At 62.6% G+C, this 16,961-nt stretch carries 14 protein-coding genes; 2 read left to right on the forward strand and 12 right to left on the reverse strand.

All coding sequences use genetic code 11. From position 1 onward, the window contains the following. The first annotated feature begins 222 nt into the window (after window positions 1–222). Window positions 223–3,621: a TM0106 family RecB-like putative nuclease gene (locus Q0L57_RS25045; RefSeq protein WP_296745751.1), complete on the forward strand. Its 3,399-nt coding sequence runs from the start codon at window positions 223–225 to the stop codon at window positions 3,619–3,621. A gap of 353 nt (window positions 3,622–3,974) precedes the next feature. Here Q0L57_RS25045 and Q0L57_RS25050 read toward each other — a convergent pair whose 3' ends face one another. From Q0L57_RS25050 to Q0L57_RS25095, 10 genes are all read right to left on the reverse strand, one after another. Continuing rightward, window positions 3,975–4,724 (reverse strand): SDR family NAD(P)-dependent oxidoreductase, encoded by a 750-nt coding sequence (locus Q0L57_RS25050; protein ID WP_296745752.1) that lies wholly within the window; start codon window positions 4,722–4,724, stop codon window positions 3,975–3,977. Between the two features lie 140 nt (window positions 4,725–4,864). Next, window positions 4,865–5,932: a Gfo/Idh/MocA family oxidoreductase gene (locus Q0L57_RS25055; protein ID WP_296745753.1), complete on the reverse strand. Its 1,068-nt coding sequence runs from the start codon at window positions 5,930–5,932 to the stop codon at window positions 4,865–4,867. A gap of 56 nt (window positions 5,933–5,988) precedes the next feature. Continuing rightward, a complete protein-coding gene (locus Q0L57_RS25060; protein WP_296745754.1) occupies window positions 5,989–6,993 on the reverse strand; it encodes a sugar-binding protein in 1,005 nt (334 codons plus the stop codon). An 89-nt stretch (window positions 6,994–7,082) separates the two neighbouring features. Continuing rightward, window positions 7,083–8,087, reverse strand: coding sequence for an ABC transporter permease (locus Q0L57_RS25065; RefSeq protein WP_296745755.1), 1,005 nt, complete (start codon window positions 8,085–8,087; stop codon window positions 7,083–7,085). Window positions 8,088–8,105: 18 nt separating this feature from the next. Beyond that, window positions 8,106–8,846, reverse strand: coding sequence for an ATP-binding cassette domain-containing protein (locus Q0L57_RS25070; protein ID WP_296745756.1), 741 nt, complete (start codon window positions 8,844–8,846; stop codon window positions 8,106–8,108). Continuing rightward, entirely contained in the window at window positions 8,843–9,817 is a 975-nt protein-coding gene (locus Q0L57_RS25075; RefSeq protein WP_296745757.1) for an ROK family protein, read from the reverse strand. The genes Q0L57_RS25070 and Q0L57_RS25075 overlap by 4 nt, the downstream gene beginning before the upstream one ends. Further along, entirely contained in the window at window positions 9,814–10,632 is an 819-nt protein-coding gene (locus tag Q0L57_RS25080) for an alpha/beta fold hydrolase (RefSeq protein ID WP_296745758.1), read from the reverse strand. Before Q0L57_RS25080 ends, Q0L57_RS25075 begins: the two co-directional genes overlap by 4 nt. Further along, window positions 10,629–11,456, reverse strand: a complete 828-nt coding sequence (locus tag Q0L57_RS25085; protein WP_296745759.1) for a sugar phosphate isomerase/epimerase — start codon at window positions 11,454–11,456, stop codon at window positions 10,629–10,631. The genes Q0L57_RS25080 and Q0L57_RS25085 overlap by 4 nt, the downstream gene beginning before the upstream one ends. After that, window positions 11,456–12,535, reverse strand: coding sequence for a Gfo/Idh/MocA family oxidoreductase (locus Q0L57_RS25090; RefSeq protein WP_296745760.1), 1,080 nt, complete (start codon window positions 12,533–12,535; stop codon window positions 11,456–11,458). The genes Q0L57_RS25085 and Q0L57_RS25090 overlap by 1 nt, the downstream gene beginning before the upstream one ends. A gap of 239 nt (window positions 12,536–12,774) precedes the next feature. Next, window positions 12,775–14,022, reverse strand: coding sequence for an ROK family transcriptional regulator (locus Q0L57_RS25095; protein ID WP_296745761.1), 1,248 nt, complete (start codon window positions 14,020–14,022; stop codon window positions 12,775–12,777). 576 nt (window positions 14,023–14,598) lie between these two features. Here Q0L57_RS25095 and Q0L57_RS25100 point away from each other — a divergent pair. Next, the gene (locus Q0L57_RS25100; protein ID WP_296745762.1) at window positions 14,599–14,970 is read left to right on the forward strand and encodes a VOC family protein; all 372 of its coding nucleotides are present in this window, start codon (window positions 14,599–14,601) and stop codon (window positions 14,968–14,970) included. Window positions 14,971–14,986: 16 nt separating this feature from the next. Here the strand turns inward: Q0L57_RS25100 and Q0L57_RS25105 are convergent, their stop codons facing one another. Together Q0L57_RS25105 and Q0L57_RS25110 are read right to left on the reverse strand one after the other, a co-directional pair. Next, window positions 14,987–15,424, reverse strand: a complete 438-nt coding sequence (locus Q0L57_RS25105; protein ID WP_296745763.1) for a lysozyme inhibitor LprI family protein — start codon at window positions 15,422–15,424, stop codon at window positions 14,987–14,989. Window positions 15,425–15,767: 343 nt separating this feature from the next. Continuing rightward, window positions 15,768–16,898, reverse strand: a complete 1,131-nt coding sequence (locus tag Q0L57_RS25110) for a GH25 family lysozyme (protein ID WP_366940947.1) — start codon at window positions 16,896–16,898, stop codon at window positions 15,768–15,770. Window positions 16,899–16,961 lie beyond the last annotated feature (63 nt).

Raw genomic sequence — 16,961 nt, forward strand, 5'->3', positions numbered from 1 at the left:
CTGACTGCAAACAACTTCGATCACTGGGCAGCTCGCGATTGGTTGTCGCCACTTAAAATGAGCCAGGCAATAGGCCCAGCTGGCGGCCCCAGAAGTTCCTGCCGAGCGTGTTGTATTCCCGCTTTTAGGCGCCCTTAAACGGAGAAAGTTTCTCTCGCTAGGGATTATTAACTACAGCGAATGGAAATAGGCTCCGCGTCAGAAATTTGGGGGGACACCGGCATGCAGCTAGTTGCGGGCGAACTGCGCCTTAGCGCGAGCGACTTGGTGGGGCATCTAAGTTGCCGTCACTTGAGCGTACTTGACCGTGCTGTTGCGCAGGGACAGCTCGCAAAGCCCGCCTATTGGGATCCTCAACTGGAGGTTCTACGTGAGCGCGGAGCCGTGCACGAGCGGAACTTCGTGCAGCATTTGGCCGACAGCGGACTGACGATAACCCGGATCGACGGGGTAGACATCTCTGACGCAGCCGTTGCAGCGACCGTCCAATCGATGGCGGCCGGCGCCGAGGTCATCGTGCAGGCAGCGTTGCGTAATGGCCGCTGGGGCGGGCGCGCCGATATCCTGCGGCGCATCGAGAAGCCAAGCAACCTTGGCTCCTGGTCGTACGAGGTGCTCGACACCAAGCTGGCGAGGGAAACGAAGGCCGGGACGGTGCTCCAGCTCTGCCTCTACTCGGACCTGCTGGAACGCGCACAGGGCCTCGCGCCGGATCAGATGCACGTGGTTGCCCCCTGGTCCGACTTCATTCCGCAGACTTTCCGCTTCGCCGACTACGCTGCCTACTATCGCCAGGTTAAGCGGCGCTTCGAGCAGTCGCTGGAGCAGGAGAACGCTCCTGCAACATACCCCGACCCGACCGAGCACTGCGACGTCTGCCGCTGGCATGACGCCTGCGATCGCAAGAGGCGCGAGGACGACCACCCTTCCCTGATCGCCGGCGCGACGAAGGTCCAGATCAACGAGTTCGCGCAGCGCGGCGCATCGACGATGGCCGGCATCGCGGCTGTCGCCCTTCCTCTTCCTTGGCGACCCGAGCGCGGATCGGTCGGCTCTTACGATCGAGTGCGGGAGCAGGCGCGCGTGCAGGTCGAGGCCCGGGAAACCGGAGCGCGACGGATCGAGATGCTTGAGATCGAGCCGGGGTGCGGGTTGGCACGCCTCCCCGAGCCATCCGCCGGCGACATCTTCCTGGACCTCGAAGGCGATCCTTTCGTGGGAGAGCACGGCCTGGAGTACCTCTTCGGCTATCTGTGCAACGACGGTCACGGCCAAAGCGTCTACATCGGCGACTGGGCATTAAGCAGGACCGAGGAACGGCAGGCTTTCGAGCGGTTCGTCGATTTCGTCATGGCGCGCTGGCAGGCGTATCCGGAGCTGCACATCTACCACTACGCTCCCTATGAGCCGGCGGCGCTCAAGCGGCTTATGGGGAGGTATGGCACGCGCGAAGACGAGATTGACCGCATGCTGCGGGCAAAGCTCTTCGTCGACCTCTATTCGGTTGTCCGCCACGGCGTGCGCGCTAGCGTGGAGAGCTACTCCATCAAGCGCCTCGAGCCATTTTACGGCTTCGTAAGGCGGGTGCCTCTCACCGACGCAAACAGCGCGCTCTCCAGCTTTCAGGCCAATCTCGAACTCGGCGACGTCGGGTCCATCAGCGAGGAAACCCGAGCGACCGTGCGCGGCTACAACGAGGATGACTGCCTATCGACGGCCGTCCTCCGTGCATGGTTAGAGGATCGGCGGGCCGAAGCCATCGCCGCTGGAGTGGACGTACCGCGACCCGCGGCCGGCGATGACGGCGCGCCGAACGAGAACGTCGCCGCCTGGCTTGCGCGCATCGCTCCCGTCATCGAGCAGCTTCTGCAAGGCATCCCTGACGATCCTGCCGAACGCTCGGAAGAGCAGCAGGCCCGCTGGCTGCTTGCCAACCTGCTCGATTGGCATCGGCGGGAAGTCAAGGCGACCTGGTGGGAGCTCTTTCGCCTTGCGGCCGTATCTGCCGAAGAGCTGCTCGACGAACGGGCGGGACTGTCGGGACTTGTGTTCGTCGGGGAAGCCGGCGGAACGGCTCGGGCGCCTATCCATCGCTACAGTTACCCGAAGCAGGAGACTTCCCTGCGCGGTGGCGAAGACCTTCGCAATTGCGGCGGCGAGAAGCTCGGATCGGTCGCAGCGATTTCGCTTGAGGAGCGGACGGTCGACATCAAGAAGCGGCAGGACAGCGCGACCCTCCACCCTGAAGCCGTTTTCGCCCACAAGGTCGTCGGCGCCGAGGTCATTGCGAAAGCGCTCCTCCGCATTGGCGAGCACGTTGTCGCGAACGGGATCGAAGGCCCCGGCCCGTACCAGGCCGCCCGGGATCTTCTGTTGAGGCGGCCGCCTCCCGTCGGCGGCCATTCCATCAGAGAGGCAGGCGAGAGCACGCTGGATGCCGCGTTGCGGCTGGCGGGGCATCTCGGGGAAGGCGTCTTGCCCGTCCAGGGACCGCCGGGCGCCGGAAAAACCTTCACGGCGGCGCGGATGATCTGCGCTCTCGTGCGGCAAGGCAAGACGGTCGGGATCACCGCAAACAGCCACAAGGTCATCCGGAACCTCATCGACAAGGTCATCGAGGAAGCGGATGGGCTCGGCGTCGATCTCCAGTGCTGTCACAAGGCCGACGAGGAAGAAGAAGAACACCATCGCCTGACCATCGCCCGCCGCAGCGAAGACCTCATCGCGGCGATCGGCCATGGCGTACACGTCGGAGGAGGAACAGCTTGGCTCTGGTCGCACCCCGACGCCTTTGAGGCGGTAGACGTGCTTTTCGTAGACGAGGCGGCCCAGATGGCCCTCCCGAACGTGCTCGCCGTCTCGCAGGCTGCGAAGACGCTTGTCCTCGTGGGTGACCCGCAACAGCTCGACCAGCCGATTCAGGGCAGCCACCCTGACGGCTGTGACGTATCAGCCCTCGACCACATCCTCGACGGCGCCCAAACCATTCCGGCGGATCGCGGCCTGTTCCTTGACGAAACGTGGCGGCTGCACCCCGACATCTGCAGGTTCACGTCCCAGCTCTTCTACGCGGAGGAACTCCATCCTCGCCAGGGGCTGGAGCGCCAGTTCATCGGCGGCGACACGCGCGTGTCAGGCGCCGGCCTCCGGTGGCAGCCCGTCGAGCACCACGGCAACCAGAGCAATTCGCCTGAAGAAGCCGAGGCCATCGCGAACCTGGTCAACGAAGTCATCGCGGCGGGCGTTAGTTGGACCGATCGTGAGGGAAATCTCCGCCCTTTGACGCTGGACGACATTCTCATCATTGCGCCGTTCAACGCGCAGGTTTTCGAAATCCAGAAGCGCCTGCCCGGCGCGAGGGTCGGGACCGTCGACAAATTCCAGGGGCAGGAAGCGCCGATCGCGATCTATTCCACCGCGACCTCAAGCCCGGCCGACGCCCCGCGCGGCATGGAGTTCTTGTACAGCCTGAACCGCTTGAACGTGGCGACCTCCCGAGCGAAATGCGTATGCGTCCTGGTGTCGTCTCCGATGCTTTTCCAAGCTGAGTGTCGAACACCACGCCAGATGCAGCTGGCGAATGCCCTGTGCCGATATCTCGAGCTCGCGACAACCCTGTAGGCAGATCACAGTCGAGCGCGAAGGGGTTCGTTCGCGCGACTGCAAACAGCAGGCATTCGAGAGCCGGACCCTCTGCCTGGTAAGCCGCGCTTCCCGACCGCTCCCGCAGCGGCCCTCGGAGGGCGGGAAAACATTTCCCGAACCTGGGTTCCGCCTGGGCGAATGGCAATAAGGGGGCCGAAAGCAGTAGGTCCGCTTTCAGAGTGATCGGGCTGAAAGGCGGACCTTGTGTAAACGCAATGCTGACCATTCGCACCAATCAGGACCTCCGATGTGGGCCCAGACGGCGTCTGTGTTGCAATGGCTCACACTTTTTGGACGAGAGACGATCTTTCTACAATAATCGGCGAGCCTCAGCTCTCCTGCCTGAGCGGCCGTATCAGAATCTCCTCGACGTTAACGCGCACGGGCTGAGTGACTGCATAGTGTACGGCCGCAGCGATATCCTCCGGCTGCATCGGTTCAACTTCCGAAAGTCGTCCCAGAAGAGCGGCCCGCAGAGTTTGATCGGTCACATGGTTGGGCAGTTCAGTCGCGACCATGCCCGGCTCGACGACCGTTACACGGATGCCATATCTGTGGACTTCCCTGCGGAGCGCTTGGGAAAATCCGACAACTCCGAATTTCGACGCGGCGTAACCTGCGGCTGGGACGTTTGCCGAGCGCCCCGCGTCCGAGGCGATGTTTACGATGTGGCCGGCCTTACTTGCTCGTAGCAAGGGGAGCGCGAGGTGGCTGGCTTCCATCAGCGCCAGAAGATTCACCTCAATCATGCGTCGCCACTGCGCGGTGTCGGCATCGGCAACGAGTGACAAAGTGAGAATGCCCGCGTTGTTCACCAGAATGTCGAGCTTCCCGTGTATCTGGCCGACCTGGCCAAACATCATTCCCTGTTGTGCGGGATCGGCTACGTCAACAGCCAGGCAGCTTGCCTCGCCGCCCGCCCGCCTGATCTCGTGAGCCAATGCCTCCAGGCGATCCAATCGCCTGGCCGCCAAGATGACAATCGCGCCCGAAGCTGCGAGCGCTTCGGCGCAGGCCGCGCCAATTCCGGAAGATGCGCCTGTGACCAACGCAACCCGACCAACCAGAGGCTTTTGCATGTTTGTTTCCTCGTCAAGCGTTAGTGAGCAAGCTATTGAAATCCAAAAGCGAAGAGTTGACGCGGCCGCCGGTACGTCGCCTGGGCTTGGCGCGCTCGCGCGTGGCAGGCACCTCCAGGGTGGAGGTGTACCAATGGGACCTATCGGTCAGCGAAAGCCGGATGCTGAGCGTACAATTGCCGAATCAGCTCCTCTACCGACAGCGCGGCTTGTCCGTCTGCGGGTCTGTTGGTCACGATCCCGTCGACAAAGTCCGCTGTGCATCGCATCCAGGCTGGCGTGAGATCAGCGTGGTCAGCCTTGACTGGCAGCCGGGTTGCATGGAGCGACGAGTCGACGAACACCAGCGGCCATTCCGCGTCCTGGGCTTCGGGAAAGTAGTCAAATCCACCATGACTGCCCACAACGCTTACCCGGTTCTCATCGGCGCCGGCGTAGGCCCAAGCGACCTCCCCATTGATCAAGGCGCCGGATGCCGCTGTGAGACTGAAGCGAGCACGATCCTCGACGTCAAACTGTAGGGCAGGCTCGGAAACGACCTGACTTGCGGTCCAGTCACCCAGCCCTTTGCCTCTAGAGCCGTGGCTACCCCAGATGTGCGACGTTTCCACCTCGGCGGAAGGATCCCCTGCCAGCCACAGCGCCAGGTCAATGACATGGGGGCCAAGGTCGGCTAGGACACCGCCGCCCGACAGCGCTCGCCTGGTAAACCACGTACCGTATCCTGGGATTCCGGACCGCCGCACCAGTCTGATCTCGATGGATTCGATCGAACCGATCGCCCGGTTCGCGATCGCCTCCTTCATCTGGATCATAGATGGACGGAAGCGTTGCGGTAGATTGACGGCAAAGCTGATACCAGCCTCTCTGGCGGATGCCACCATGGCGCGCGCGTCGAAGATCGAGGCCGCCAGCGGTTTTTCCATCAGAATGTGAACACCAGCCTGAATTGCCGCATCGGCGGCCTGTCGGTGGAGAAAATTCGGAAGCGCTACAACTACAGCGTCGATCCTTCCATCTGAAAAGACCTCGTCCAGCGACTGAGCGACCGTCGGTATCGCAAATTCACGGGCAAGTGCATTGGTCCGGTCGATATCCCGCCCCATCAACACGGCCACATCCACTCGCGAATCCGCGCGAAGCGCCGGGAGATGCGCTTTGCGGACGATGGCCCCGGTCCCAAGAACTGCAAATCTGAGTCTGGTCATTGCCACAGCCTAGGAGGCATGGCGAGAGCGCGCGCGCTCTCGCCAGCCAAGCTCTATCAGTTCTTGCCGCAGGTGTCGGCCATGTCGGGCGTGCACTTGACGAAGCCGGTGTCGATATAAGGCGGCACGGTCTTTCCCTGCTTCAGGTCGTGCAGCGCTTCGATCGACTTGTAGCCCATGTTGTACGGGCTCTGGCCAACCAGATAGTGGGCGAGACCATCCTTGAGCAGCGGCAGTTGCGGAGCGAACGCGTCGCCGAAGGAGATCACCAGGTCCTTGGAGTCGACGCGTTCCTTAACGCGACCCACTGCCTGCCTATAGGCCGACGGCGCGTATTGCGCCCAGCCGCCGACGGCGACGAAAGCGTCGAGCTTGGGATTGGCCACCAGCACGTCATTCATCTGCTGGGCCGCGAGGCTGATATTGTCATTGTTGTAGATCGGGCAACCGTCGACCTCGGTCCAACCATTCTCGCCTGCGAGGCGCTTCACCGGCTTGTCTTTGGAGACGTTGGCCAGCGTGTCACGGATGCCTTGGACGCGTGTATCGAGATTGAGCGAGCCAGCCGTGCCAGTCTGGATGCAGACCGTACCGCCCTTCGGCTTGTACTCGACAACCTTCTTCGCCAGCTCGACGCCGAAATTGTAGTTGTCCGTTCCGATGAAGGTCGAACGCAGGCCAGCGTCTTCCTTCAGCAGGTCGCCGTCGAATGTCACAATCGGAATTCCGGCCGCCTTGGCCTTTTGCAGCAGTCGCGTCACCGATTTCGGATTGACGGAGGAAACGGCGATGCCGTCGACGCCCTTGGTCAGCACGTCGTTGATGACTTGCAATTGCTGGGCTTCGTTAACCTCCGAGGGGCCGATGTAGTAGCACTCGACCCCCAGGTCCTTGGCAGCTTTCTCGCAGCCCTCCTTGACTGGGGCGCTGAACACGTCGTTGACCGTCTTAACGATAACCGCATACGTTTCCGCCGACGCCGGCATTGCCCCCATTCCTGCTGCGAAAGCTGCGGCGACCATGGTGGCGCCCATTCGGGCAGTCAGTCTGTTGATGCTCATGATTATCTCCTCTCTGGTGTGTTATGTGCACGAAGGTGCGCGAACCTTCCGGACAGGCGGTCTTCGGCCGGACCTGCCCGGACTGGGCTCTAGGCGCGGCTGGAGCGGAACCGTTCAAGCAGTACCGCGAACAGGATGAAGAGGCCGACGAAGGTGCCCTGCCAGAACGGGTTCACGCCGGCGAGCAGTAGGGCGTTGCGGATCACCTCGATGAGCACCGATCCAATAACGGCGCCAAAGGAAGTACCGAAGCCACCGAGCAGGTTCGCGCCGCCGATAACGGTCGCGGCAATGACCTGCAGTTCTTGGCCCTGGCCGAGCGCGTTGGTGGCGGCACCCATCCAGCCGACGAGGAAGATCGCCGTCATGCCGGTCATGGCGCCGAGCAGGGCATAGGTCGAAACCTTGATGCGGTCGACCGGAATGCCGGAGACGCGTGCGGCACTCTCGTTGCCACCGATCGCGCGGACATAGCGGCCCCACTTGGTCATCGACAGCAGCCACTGCATGACGACGGCCGAGACGATCACAGCCCAAAGCACGTTCGGCACGCCAAGGAACGATCCGCTGCCAAGCGCCAGCAATGTGTCGCCTGCCCTGCCGAAATCGTAGACTACCTGGTTGTTTGTGACGACCAACGTCTGCGAGCGCACCAGGCTCATCATGCCGAGCGTGACGATGAAGGGGGGCAGCTTCAGGTATGAGACCAGCGAGCCATTGACCAAGCCGACGAACGCGCCAACGAGCAGTACCAACACGGCGACGACCGGGAAAGGATAGCCACTCGCGCAGAACAGGCCTAGCAGAACGCCGGTTAGGCCAAGCGTCGAGCCGACTGAAATATCGATGCCGCCGGTCATGATCACTGGCGTCATGCCGATCGCCATCAGTGCCGTGAAGCAGAAGTTCTGCAGGATGTTGGCCATGTTGGCGGCGGTGAGGAAGCGCGGCGCTATCACCCCGACGACGGCACCAATGATAAGCACAGCGACAACGATCCAGAATTCCTGGCTGCGCAGCACTTCGCCGAGCTTGCTCCGCTCCGATAGGCTGAAGACTGAATCCAGATTACTGGCGTCCGGAGACTTGGTCATTTGCTCCTCCCTTTTGCCTCAAGCGGCGGCCTTGGCGCCGACAATCAAGGCTGTGATTTCTTCGGGCGAACTTGTCGCGGCGAGTTTGTTGGCGACGAGGTGACCGCGCCGCAGGACGATGATGCGCTCGCAGACGCCGAACACGTCGGGCATGCGGTGCGAGATCAGAATGACGGCCACGCCGCGCTCCTTAAGCCGTCGGATGAGCGCCAGAACCTCTGCGACCTGGCGCACAGAGATCGCTGCCGTCGGCTCGTCCATCAAGACAAGCTTGGCGTCCGCGAGACGCGTCCTGGCGATGGCGACGGCCTGACGCTGACCGCCAGACATGCGCTTGACGACATCACGCGGCCGGGTTTCTGACTGAAGCTCGCGGAAGAGCTCGGCGGCGCGCTCGCGCATCTTCCTGTGATCGAGGAACTTGAATGGCCCCACGGTTCGCATGATCTCGCGCCCGAGGAAGACGTTCGCCGAGGCGCTAAGATTGTCGCAAAGCGCCAGATCCTGGTAGACGATCTCGATGCCGGCACGGCGGGCATCCGAGGGTTGGTTGAACAGAACCTCCTTGCCGTCGAACACCATCTTGCCCGACGACATCGGAAAATTGCCGGCGATCATCTTCACCAGCGTCGACTTGCCGGCGCCGTTGTCACCCATCAGGCCAACGATCTCGCCCGGTTCTATGTTGAACGACACATTCTCCACAGCGTGGATGGCGCCGAACTGACGCGAGATGTTCTGCAATTCCAGCAAGCTCATGGCAGTGCCTCCCGTCTTGACTTCGTGGTTGGAGCGAGAACCGCACCGGAGCTCTGGCCGGCTGTCGCTGCATAATCGTCGGCTGCCTTAAGGCCGCCATTGAGGACCGCGCGCCAGCCGAGTTCGGCCCAGCGCAAGTCCATGGTGCGACCCGTTTCGGCGAAGGGCGCGCGCAGCGCCACCAGTTCCTCCAGCCGCCGACGCGGGAACGATTCTATTGAGCAGACACCTCCTCCTAGGACGATGGTCGCGGGAGAAAACAGCGCCACTGCCGTGCCGATCGCGAGTGCCTGGTCACGGATGAAGCGGTCGACGTCCGCGCCGAGTCCTGGAATTCGCTGGGACTGCACAAAAACCTGAGTGACGGGTACACCGTGCCGGGCGGCAATCACTTCAAGCGCGCGGCCGGAAACGTATGTCTCCAGGCAGTCCGTGCGCAGTCCTTCAAGTGCTCGGCCCTCGTCACCAAAAGGCATATGGCCGATTTCCAATGCCCAGCCGCTGCCGCGGAAGGGTTGGCCGCCCTGCAGGAACGCCCCGCCGACTCCCGTTCCGAAAAACAGGCCGAGCACGCTGTCCGAGCCCCTAGCGGCACCGGCAATCACCTCGCCCGCCAGCACCAACACCGAGTCCCTTTCGATGATGACGGGAAGACCCAACGCTTCACGTAACTCGCTCGCCAGCATGTGCCCGTTGAGCTCAGGCACATTGCCCGCGAACAGCACCCGGTCACCGTCGGTGTCGATGAAGCCGGGAACCGTCGAGACCATCAGGTCGGGCCAGACGCCGGCCTCGCCGCAAAACTCCCTGACAAGCCTCGCGAAGCTGCCGACGGGGTCGGAATTGCGAAGCAGGGAGGAAGGAAAGAGACGCTCGCCAGGTCGCGGCACGCGGTCGACGACAATGCCGCACTTTACCGAAGTGCCCCCAACGTCGACGACCAGGATCGACCGAATTGAGGCTTGCGTCACTGACCACCTCCCTGCCCCGGGAGGAAGCGCGCAAGCGCGCTCCGGAACTCGCTGACATATGCTGCGCGGTCCACCGTCTTTGACGTGATCTCGACTAAGCGCGCGCCGGGGATGAGTCCTGCCAGTTCGCGGGCATAGGCAAGCGGGTGGACGTAGTCTTGATCATTGCCGATGACCAGCGTCGGCTGGCGGACGGTTGCGATCTGCTGACGGTCAACACCCGGCCAGCCAAGCGGAATGCGGTTAAGAAGCGCGATCGTGGTGTCTGGCCGTTGGCGCGCGAAGAAACTGATCAGCGAAGCGGCATTATCCGGTGACTCCGCAATGACGCGCTGGAACTCAGGGGAGTTGCGGAAGCGTTCCGCGCCTTCTTTCGCACCATACTTGTCGAGGTACTGCGACGCGGCATGATAGCCATGCTGGCGTTCGATCGAAGGTCCGTCCACCCATGCCGGCCGCGCCAGCACCAGTTTTGCAACGCGCGGCGCATGCAGGCTTGCCAGCCTCAGCGAAATCGCGGCCCCGAGCGAGATGCCGCCAACTGCTGCCTGCTCGATTCCCAAGTGGTCAAGCAGGGCCAAGGTATCGTCGGCGAATTGCGCGATCGACAGGAGCGACGGATCGCCAAGCGCGGACGCGCCATGGCCCCGGCACATCAACGTAATGCGCTGCAGTCCGACGCCTTCGGGAAAGACTTCGACGGGCTGATCGAGGGGCGCGCCGAGCCCGTGCTGCCACAGCGCCGGCTGCCCAGTCCCCGCGACATCGAAGGTCAGCGCGCAGCCATCGGCGGTGGTGAAGGTCCCGGTGGTCATGACACGTCCCGCAGAAGTGTCCGCAAAGCCGCGCCTGAGCTGGCCGCATCCTTGTACTCGAAACCATGTGCAACGACCGCCTGGTCGTAGCCGCAGGAACGCAGCAGCCGCAGAAACCGATGAAGGTCGACGTCGCCGGCGCCTGTAGCGACTACCTTGCCAGCACGGTCGATGTCCTTGGCATGCGCGAGAATGATGTGCTCGCCGAGCAGATCCACCGCCTCTTCCATGACACGAGCCTGATCGGCGAGCCTGGTGCCGACCAAATTGGCGGCGTCGAGGATTATGCCGAGGCGCGGATTCGCGATCTCATCGATGATCCGCCGCGCCAGGTCAGCATCGGCGACGATGTTGCCGGGCTCAGGCTCAATACCGAGTTGTACATCGTGCTTCTCGGCAAGATCGAGCGCCGCGTCGAGTTCTGCGCGTAGGTCCGCCCAGGCGCTCGACGACATGTTGTCGGGATGCGCCGTCCACATGTCGTCGGCGTTGCGCGAGCCGGTGCACAGCGTCACGATCGGCGCGCCGAGCAGCGGTGCGGCGGCGACCACATTGGCAAAGCGGGCGCGCGCAGCCCGGCGGGCAGTCGCGTCGGGGTGAGCCATGTTGTAGGTGCCGGAGAGCCCAGCGATCACCAGGCCCTGCTGGAGGGCGGCTTCGGCAAAGGCCGTCAACTCGCCAGCGGGAACGGTGTCCGGCAGACTGGCCAGTCCGAGGCATGACAGGTTGAACTGCATGCCTTCGTAGCCGTCTTGCCTGATCGCCGAGATCAACTCGGCGGCGGTGCCGAGCGGATAGGTTCGGGCAAAGACCGCAGGATACATCAGACTGGCCCCGAGACGTCAGCCAGGTTGACTGGCTTGCCGGTGCGGACCGACTGGCCGATCGCCACCATGGCGCGGACGGAGGCAACGCCATCCTCGATCGAGGCGCCGTTCATCGGCATGCCGTTCAGGACGACGTCAGCGAACCCCTCGATCTGGCGGCGATAGAAGTGCCCGTCGGCGCCAAGCACGCGTTCGGAGGACGCGCTCTTCTCGCGGAAGATGTCGACTTCGCTGGACTTATAGAACCAGGGATTGAAGATCTTGCCGACGGCGCTGCCATTCTCACCGTAGAGCTGGAAACCCTCGTGCCAGTCCATTCGGATCGGCAGTGTCAGGTCGAGATGGCCGAGCGCACCGTCTTCGAATTCGGTGTCGACGAACCAGCAGTGGGCGCCGAAGCGCTCGAGCAGACGCGCCTGGACAGCCTTGATGGGGCCGGCGAGATAGCGAGCGAGATCGACGAGATGGCTGCCGTGCGCCAGCATGAAATAGCGCTGCCGATTGGCCTTCTGGTCGCCGGCAGGCTTGATCGCCCTGGATCCGGTCCTGGCCAGCGGCTGGATAGCATCCGTCACGGTGTAGCGATGGGTAGAATCGCAGTACCAGGCCTTCAGGGCAAGCAGCGCGCCCATCTCCTTCGTGGCGAATTCATGCGCCGCCTGGATGCCGGGGTCGAAACGGAGCATATGGCCGATCTGGAGGGCCAGCCCGCTGCGGTCGACGTGCCGCTTCAGTTCTTCGACTTCCTCGACCGACATGGCGATCGGCTTTTCGCAAAGCACATGCTTGCCAGCCGAGAGGGCCTTGATCGCCGCCGGCACGTGGAAGGCATCCGAGATGCCTATGATGACCGCCTCGATTTCCGGATCGGCGAGCATCTGGTCGTAGTCGTTGTAGATGCGGGCAGCGTCGTAGAATTCACCGAACCGACGCGCGAGTTCTGTGTCGGCATCGCAGACCGCCTGCAAGACGACATTCCTGCCCTTCTGCACCGATTCCAAGTGGGCGAATTGCGAGATAGGCCCGCAACCGAGAATCCCGACGCGCAGACAGCGGGCATCTTTCTGAAGCGGCAAGTGGGCTCTCCCTGTATTTGTTTTTGTCTTATACAAAAACAAATACCACAAATCGCGGTTCGTCAAGCCGTGGGCTCGAAATTTTCGCCTGAACTGTCTTGGAAGCACGACAATGGCCCGGCCCGTTCGTCCGTCGGCCGCCTAACTATCTGATCTGATTTATCTAAGACCGCCAGGGCAATGCGCTCTTCCGACTTTGATGTCAGCACATCGCCATCGTAAGGCCGCAGCGGATTTCGCTAGAGAGTGTTGGATTCGAGGTCCGGGAGGGCAAAAAGCGTGTCACGAATAGTGGCCGCCGCGCCGATCGCCGCACCGTCGGCGCCGAACTGCGCCACCCTGATCTCGGGCATTGCAAAGCCTGCCAGAAGCCGCCGCTTGATGTCGGCCTGGATGCGTCGACCTAGTTTGGGAAAAAGACCCGCCAGCGGCCCGCCTAACACGATCCGCCCCGGATCGAGCAGATGGATGGCATTGACAAGGCCGGCGGCAAGTCCGCTCACCCAAGCGTCCAGAGCAGCATCCACCTCCTTGCGGCCAGCACTGGCGAGGAGCATCTGGACGCCATCGGCCACCGGCTGCCCCTCCTCGAACAGCCGTGAGAAGTGCTTCGCGCCGGCCAGCATCTCGAACGTATCGACCCGGCCACCAGCGGAGACGATCGTGTGTCCGATTTCACCCGAGTAGCCATGCGCGCCGGTCGCGACGCGGCCGTCATCGACGATAGCTCCGCCGATGCCCTCCGCGAGAAGGACGACCAGCATACTGCCCGCCTTTGCCGTTGCGGACGCCGCCAGCTCGGCACTGGCGAAGGCAAAGGCATCGTTACAAACAAGGACCGACCAATCGGCCGGTGACTTGTCAATCAGCTCGGTCTGCAGAGGGTAGTTGCGCCACTCCAGGAACGGCGCGTTAATGACGCTACCGTCACGGCCAACCAGGCCTGGCACCGAAATGCCAATGCCCTCGACCTTGTCCTGCAAGGCTGGGTTTTCCTTCAGAATCCTCTCGATGAGGGAGATCAGTCGCGCTGAAATATGTTCGGCATCCCTGTAGCTTGGACCAGTCGGCTCGACGATCCGGCAGACGACGTTCATCTGCAGGTCCAAGAGGACCCCGGTCAACAAGCGGGTGCCAACATCGGCACCAACAAAATACGCACCCGACGGATTTAGGGTTACCCCCACGCCCGGACGACCCTTCCGTGATCCGGGAGACATCTCGGCGCTCTCCACGACCAGGCCAGCTTCAAGCAAAACCCGCATAGCGTTGCCGATCGTGGCCCTCGTCAAACCCAGTTGACGAGCCATGTCGGCGCGCGAGAGCTGCCGGCCGTTTTGCAGCAGTCTCAGGCAACGCCTGGCGTTGATGTGGCGCAATAGGCTCGTTGTATTCAAGGCGGCATCTTCGGTTGGCCTCGCGGAGATACCATCGGTTGCGGTTGTTCCAAAGTGGTTTCCCGCATGATGGCCTTGAAAGGCCGACATGGCCACCACCCTGACCGGCAAACGATGTCCGGCCGAGGAGTGGCCGGGTTGCTCCCCCGGAGCAGGCAAGAAGCGCTGTCGCGACCCTAGTGTCGTTTGCGGGTCCGGAGAAATGTCTGCTTTCAGTTCAAGACGGTGGTTGTCTCTACGGCTGACATGCGGCGCGAACCTGCCATTCGCGCCCTGGGCGAAACATATGCGCCTTAGGGTGAAGACCACCGCCGAGGGAACAATCAGACGCCGGGCAACGATAGCAGACAGGAAGGCTAATTGAGAGCCAGCCATTGTTAGCACTGTCCCTCCGGCAAGGAGCTTCTGCAGTCAGAGAAACACTTCTCCGAGCCGAAAGCCGACGACGGAAACCTTCTACAAACGCTCAAGGTTACAACTTTGCGTCTGGCAGAGTCACAACTTTGGGTGTGGAATATCTTCCTAAAAAATCATCCAATGATTTCAATGGCTTCCAGAGGGGCAGAGTCACAACTTTGAGTGTGGCATCAAGCAGCTAAGACGTGACATCATCGGCCCGATCGCAAGATCGGGCCGATTTGTTCAGACAGGCAACAAGTCCGTGGAATGATCGACCACATCACCATCGAAGTCGGCGACCTCGAAAAGAGCAAGCTCTTCTACGAAAAGGCTTTCGCCCCGCTGGGCTACAGCCTCTCCTTCGGCAAGGAAGGCATCTTCTGGGCCTTCGATGTCGGCAATGGCTGCCTGTTCGAGATCCAGAGCACGGGCGAGAAGCCGCCGCTCACCCATCTGCATGTCGCCTTCCGGGTGGGCAGCCGCGCCGAGGTTGGTGCGTTCTATCAGGCGGCGCTCGAGGCGGGCGCCACCGACAACGGTCCGCCCGGTCCGCGTCCGGATTACACCGAGAACTACTACGCCTGCTTCGTGCTCGACCCCGATGGTTACAACATCGAGGCGATGATGAACGAGGCGTAAGCGACGGCCGCCGTCCTCACTCGTCGATCGCCATCACCCGCACATAGCCCTCCAGCTGAAGCGCCCGGTCCCTGATGATATCGGTCGCGTCGGAAGCCTCCATGGGCACATACATCGTGCCTTGCCGCGTTCCGTAGAGCGCATCCCTGGCTTTCGCCTCGCTGTCGCGAAACGCCAGCCAGGCACGCTGTGACAGGCGAAGCTGTTCTGCAGCCTTGCTCGGCAATTTGCCCATGAGCGTCGCATAGGCGGCGTTCATGCGTCGGTCGTAATCGCTCGATGCCGTTGCCTCGCATCCCGTCTGGCCGGCGGTCGAAGCGTTGGCCGCATCATTGAGGCAGCTGTCGAGCGTCTCAGCCGTGGAATCTTTCAGATCCGAGGCGGACAGGACCGCCGGCAGTGCCGGCCCCAACAGGAAAACCATTGCAATCCTGATGAGCCAAAGCCTCCGCATTCTCGCCTCCCTGGACACTGGGTGAAACCCGCGCCCGGAAACATGTTCACATTCCCGCACCGGCAACAAACGAAAATGATCCGCGCGGACGGCTCGGCGCGACGAGAAAGCGCGTTTGGTCTCAGCCCACCGAAACGCAAAATCGCTTGATCCAGATCAAAATGCCATCGGCCGTCCCGGTGTCTCCTCGGCCATCTTTCGAAGGAGACTGGATGTGCCCACCGACACCCTGATCGTTATCGCCGTCGTGTCGACCTATTTCGCGATTTTCATGGCCGTGCTGGCCTACGCGACTTTTGCGGAATCGCGCCCTCGACCGCTCCGGCAGGCCAAGAAAAGCGGATCAATTCGCGTCGGCCATCATCTGCCCGCCACCGCCGAGCCAGGTGCGCCATTGCCGCTCGTCGCCATGGAACACGTTGAGGTCGATGCGCCCCGTCACGCCATGCGATAGGCCGGAGCCCGAATACTGCCAGAACATCCACTTGCGGCCCGGATAGACCTTGGACGGATGCGCTGCCACGGCGCGCAGCCAGAACGGATAATCCGGGAATGCGCCGCGAAGATTGTCGCGATAGAAGTCCGGCGAGGTGTAGATGATGGGCCGCTGGCCGTAATGGCGCTCCAGCTTGTCCATGAACACCTGCATCTTCTCCAGCACAGTTTCGCGCGACGGCCGCCGCTGGCAGGAGGAATCGCCGTTCCACTCGACGTCGATGACCGGCGGCAATGCGCCGTCGACCTTCGGCACGTTGCGGATGAACCAGTCGGCCTGCTCGCTCGCGACGCGGCACCAGTAGAAGAAGTGATAGGCGCCGCGCTTCAGCCCGGCGGCGTCGGCGCCGCGCCAGTTCTTCTTGAACATCGGGTCGAGATGGTCGCCGCCATCCGTCGCCTTGATGTAGGCGAAGTTGGCTCCTTGGGCGCGCAGCTTGTCCCAGTTGATGTCGCCCTGCCAGCGCGAGACGTCAACGCCGTGCACGGCAAGATGCCGAGGCGAGGAACGGCCGAAATTGATCGGCTTTGCATCGCGGAAGGCATTACGCGTGACTGGGCCGGCCAGCATGGCGGGTGCCGGGCGCGACAACCGCTTCGGCGGCGAGACGAGCGCGGCGGCCTGGACCGGCGGCTCGACGCTGTCCGGCAGGTTGGGCGCCGGGAACGCCGCCGTCTCCTCCTCCGCAAGGCCGAACGGGCGCGGACTTTCGTCGCCAGGACCCGCGTTCCCTTCGTCGAGCAGCGGCGCCGGCGGCTTGAAGCGCGTGGCGCCGGACATCGATGCGGTCTCGACGGTGGCTTCCGTGTCGGTCGTCCTCACGACCCGCCCGGCCTTTGCGACTGACGCGCTCGGCCGCACGACGGAGCTCGTCGTCTCGTTGGACGGCATTTGCAAGGCATCGACGCTCGACGTGGACGAGCAGCCCGCGAGGCAAAGCGATGCGAGCACGAAACTGACGACGCTGGGAATCCGCATCTTTGACCTGTACGCAAAACAAAACAGACCGAAGGCAGGAACGACGCCGCCGGACAATCAGCT

Source organism: Mesorhizobium sp. (genome assembly GCF_024509055.1).
In the GTDB taxonomy this organism is placed as follows: domain Bacteria; phylum Pseudomonadota; class Alphaproteobacteria; order Rhizobiales; family Rhizobiaceae; genus Mesorhizobium.

Bases quoted from the DNA above. Each gene is read 5' to 3' on its own strand.
- Q0L57_RS25045 (WP_296745751.1), top strand. From the start codon at position 223: ATGCAGCTAGTTGCGGGCGAACTGCGCCTTAGCGCGAGCGACTTGGTG.
- Q0L57_RS25050 (WP_296745752.1), bottom strand. From the start codon at position 4,724: ATGCAAAAGCCTCTGGTTGGTCGGGTTGCGTTGGTCACAGGCGCATCT.
- Q0L57_RS25055 (WP_296745753.1), bottom strand. From the start codon at position 5,932: ATGACCAGACTCAGATTTGCAGTTCTTGGGACCGGGGCCATCGTCCGC.
- Q0L57_RS25060 (WP_296745754.1), bottom strand. From the start codon at position 6,993: ATGAGCATCAACAGACTGACTGCCCGAATGGGCGCCACCATGGTCGCC.
- Q0L57_RS25065 (WP_296745755.1), bottom strand. From the start codon at position 8,087: ATGACCAAGTCTCCGGACGCCAGTAATCTGGATTCAGTCTTCAGCCTA.
- Q0L57_RS25070 (WP_296745756.1), bottom strand. From the start codon at position 8,846: ATGAGCTTGCTGGAATTGCAGAACATCTCGCGTCAGTTCGGCGCCATC.
- Q0L57_RS25080 (WP_296745758.1), bottom strand. From the start codon at position 10,632: ATGACCACCGGGACCTTCACCACCGCCGATGGCTGCGCGCTGACCTTC.
- Q0L57_RS25085 (WP_296745759.1), bottom strand. From the start codon at position 11,456: ATGTATCCTGCGGTCTTTGCCCGAACCTATCCGCTCGGCACCGCCGCC.
- Q0L57_RS25095 (WP_296745761.1), bottom strand. From the start codon at position 14,022: ATGTCGGCCTTTCAAGGCCATCATGCGGGAAACCACTTTGGAACAACC.
- Q0L57_RS25100 (WP_296745762.1), top strand. From the start codon at position 14,599: ATGATCGACCACATCACCATCGAAGTCGGCGACCTCGAAAAGAGCAAG.
- Q0L57_RS25105 (WP_296745763.1), bottom strand. From the start codon at position 15,424: ATGCGGAGGCTTTGGCTCATCAGGATTGCAATGGTTTTCCTGTTGGGG.
- Q0L57_RS25110 (WP_366940947.1), bottom strand. From the start codon at position 16,898: ATGCGGATTCCCAGCGTCGTCAGTTTCGTGCTCGCATCGCTTTGCCTC.